Genomic DNA, 3470 nt, shown 5'->3' with positions numbered 1-3470 from the left:
GGGCCTGGCGATGAAGACCGAGTTCCTCAAAGACTTCAACATCGTCGAATGATCGGAATGAAAGCAAGATACACGGGCGTGTTCCCGGTGGTTCCCACCACTTTCACTGATGCGGGCGAGCTTGATCTGGAAAGCCAGAAGCGCTGCGTCGATTTCATGATCGATGCGGGCTCGACGGGCCTGTGCATCCTGGCCAATTTCTCGGAACAGTTTGTGCTGTCCGATGATGAGCGGGAAGTCCTCACCGCCACCATCCTCAAGCACGTGGCGGGTCGCGTGCCGGTGATTGTGACGACCACGCATTTCGGCACCCGGGTGTGCGCCGAGCGCAGCCGCCGCGCGCAGGACTTGGGCGCGGCCATGGTCATGGTGATGCCGCCGTACCACGGCGCCACCATCCGCGTGACGGAAGAAAAGACTTATGAGTTCTTCGCCACGCTATCAGCCGCCATTGATATTCCCATCATGGTCCAGGACGCACCTGTCAGCGGCACGACGCTGTCGGCAACCTTCCTGGCTCGCATGGCCAAAGAGATCCGCAATGTGGCCTACTTCAAGATCGAAACGCCGGGTGCGGCCTCCAAGCTGCGCGAGTTGATCCGGCTGGGCGGCGACGCGATTGAAGGCCCGTGGGACGGCGAAGAAGCCATTACCCTGCTACCCGACCTGGAAGCCGGCGCCACCGGTGCGATGACGGGTGGCGGCTACCCGGACGGCATTCGCAAGATCATGGATGCATGGGTCGCCGACAAGCGGGATGAAGCCATTGCCGAGTACACCCGCTGGTTGCCGCTGATCAACTATGAAAACCGCCAGGGCGGTATCTTGACGGCCAAGGTCTTGATGAAGGAAGGCGGCGTGATCGCCTGCGAGGCGCCGCGCCATCCGTTTCCCGCCATGCATCCTGAGGTTCGCAAGGGGTTGATCGCCACCGCGCAGCGGYTGGACCCGCTGGTGCTACGCTGGGACAGGTAAACGGCTTTGGCCGGCCTCTTCACGCGTTCTCCCTCTTTCTCTCTGTTTCCTTTCAGGCTCCCCCATCTTCAGGACACCCATGCCCCTTCGGGAAACACTCTTGCTGGTGCAGAAATGCGCCCATACCTTCAGCTTTTACGACCTGGCCACCGGCCGGGCGGAAGAACACATCGTCTTGCCCAACTTTCCGCATGAGTTCACAGTAGATCCAGTGCGCCGGCTTGCTTACGTGGGCCACTATGGCATCGAAACCGCCAGTCATCTGGGAGACGCAGGCGGGCATTCGGTCTTTGTGATTGACCTGGACAAACGCGAGCATGTGGCCACGCTGAACCTCTGGCCGTATTACCGGCCGCACGGCCTGACAGTGGACGGCCAGGGACGCCTGTTCGTGATGTCTGAAGCCCACAACGTGTTGCTGCGCTTTTCAGACCCGGCAAAGGTGCATGTACCGGACCTGGCTGTGTCTTCGGGCGGCTACAAGACGCACCTGTTTGCGCTGACGGAAGATGCACAGACAGCTTATGCACTGAACCTGCTGTCGAACACCGTCACCAAAATCAAGCCGAACGATCCGACCTTCGCACCGGTCGCGATGATGCCGGGGCCCGTGCCCGAAGGCAATGTGCTGTCGGCTGACGAGTCGCTGCTGTACGTGGCCAACCGGGGCGACGACACCATCGTCGCGGTCGACACGGCCAGCATGAAAGTCGTGGCGTCGGGCAAGACACGGCGCGACCCCAACCGGGTCTACCGCTTCCAGGGTGCGCATGGCCAGGACTTGCTGCTCACCACCAACTCGGGCGAGCATTCGCTGTCGATATTCGGCCTKGACCTGCAGGAGCAGCGCTGCTTTGCCTTGCCCAGCAACCCGCTGGCCTTGTCGTTTCACCCGGTGGACCGGGCGGTCTACATCTCATTTCAGGACGAGACGGTGCGCCGCCTCAATCTGGACAGCTTTGCGTTCGAGCAGGAAATCAGGACGCTGCGTGAGCCGGATTCGTCCTGCGTCTGGCGGCATTGATTCAGCAAGGTCTGTATCCACTCCCGGTTCATGAAGAGCACAGGCACATCGCCCACCTCACTGCCCGCACCTGTGAAGGCGTTTACAGGGCCCGTCGTCGACGCACATCACCACCTGTGGGACCTGTCGAAAGGCCACTACCCCTGGTTGCAGGAAGCGTACGATCCAGGTGCCTTCTTCCTCGGCGACTACCGGCCGATTTGCCGGGACTTCCTGGCAACCGACTACCGGGCGGCTGTAGGGCCCGGCGACGTGGTCGCAACCGTGCATGTGGAAGCCGAGCGCAGCCGCCTTGAGCAGGTTGCAGAAACTGCATGGCTGCATGAGGTCAACGCCAGGCACGGGTTTCCGAACGCCATCGTGGCGCACGCCTGGTTTGACCGGCCTGATAGCGGGGAATGCCTCCTTGCGCAGTCGCAGTTTCCGCTGGTGCGCGGCATCCGCAGCAAACCTGTCACATCGGCCGCAGCGGACCAAAGCGTCAAAGGGCAGGCAGGCACCATGCAACACGAAAACTGGCTGCGCGGCTTTTCGTTGCTGGAGAAATTCGGCCTGCGGTGGGACCTGCGCGTACCGGCCTGGCACTTGCCTGAAGCGGCCACCGTGGCAGCGATGTTTCCGAAGGTACCCATCGCCCTGAACCACCACGGCTTTGCCTGGGACCGCAGCGAAGAAGGCCTAACGCGCTGGCGCGGCTGGATGGAAACGCTGGCTCGGCAAGAAAACGTACACGTCAAGCTTTCCGAGTTCGGCCTGCGCGGCCAGCCTTGGGACTGGCACGAAAACGCGCGCATTGTGCGCGAGACGCTTGCCATTTTCGGCTGGCAGCGCTGCATGTTCGCCAGCAACTTCCCTGTATCTGGCCTGCGCATAAACTATCCGGACCTGGTTGGYAATGTGGCCGGCATGCTTGGCCACCTGCCGGCAAACCAGCAACATGCGATGATGTGCGATAACGCCTTGCGTTTCTATGCGATTGATGTGGCGCCGCCCGTGGTACCCCCGCAACCTGCGCGCCCTCTCGCCCCTGATCAACCCTGATTTCTTCTGGAGCCACCTCATGACCACCAAACACGACAACCTCATCGCCGGCCAATGGCTGGCCGGCACCAGCTACAGCCCCAACCTGAACCCCAGCAATCTTGCTGACGTGATCGGCGAGTACACGCAAGCCGACGCCGCAGGGCTCGATGCTGCCGTGCAGGCTGCGCAGGCCGCCTTCCCGGCATGGTCCACCTCGGGCATCCAGGCCCGCTCGGATGCGCTCGACAAGATCGGCACCGAAATCCTGGCACGCCGCGAAGAGCTGGGCACTCTGCTCTCACGCGAAGAAGGAAAAACCAAGCCAGAAGGCATTGGCGAAGCCACCCGCGCGGGTCATATCTTCAAATTTTTTGCCGGCGAATGCCTGCGCCTGGGTGGCGAAACCATGCCGTCGGTTCGCCCCGGCATCGGCGTGGAAATCACGCGT

4 protein-coding genes are annotated in these 3470 nt (G+C 62.0%); all 4 read left to right on the top strand.

Annotated features, from left to right (window positions below; translation table 11 throughout):
- Nucleotides 1-57: 57 nt before the first annotated feature.
- Nucleotides 58-975, top strand: a complete 918-nt coding sequence (locus tag AC1D1X_RS18750; protein ID WP_477670940.1) for a dihydrodipicolinate synthase family protein — start codon at nucleotides 58-60, stop codon at nucleotides 973-975.
- Nucleotides 976-1054: 79 nt separating this feature from the next.
- Nucleotides 1055-1999, top strand: a complete 945-nt coding sequence (locus AC1D1X_RS18745; RefSeq protein WP_477670941.1) for a YncE family protein — start codon at nucleotides 1055-1057, stop codon at nucleotides 1997-1999.
- Nucleotides 2000-2029: 30 nt separating this feature from the next.
- A complete protein-coding gene (locus AC1D1X_RS18740) occupies nucleotides 2030-3040 on the top strand; it encodes an amidohydrolase family protein (RefSeq protein ID WP_477670942.1) in 1011 nt (336 codons plus the stop codon).
- 19 nt (nucleotides 3041-3059) lie between these two features.
- A partial coding sequence (locus tag AC1D1X_RS18735; RefSeq protein WP_477698864.1) for an aldehyde dehydrogenase family protein occupies nucleotides 3060-3470 on the top strand: 411 nt, incomplete at its 3' end.

This window comes from Polaromonas sp. P1_G4 (assembly GCF_056405475.1).
Note: the sequence above shows the minus strand (reverse complement) of the source record. Positions and strands in the feature narration are given on the sequence as shown.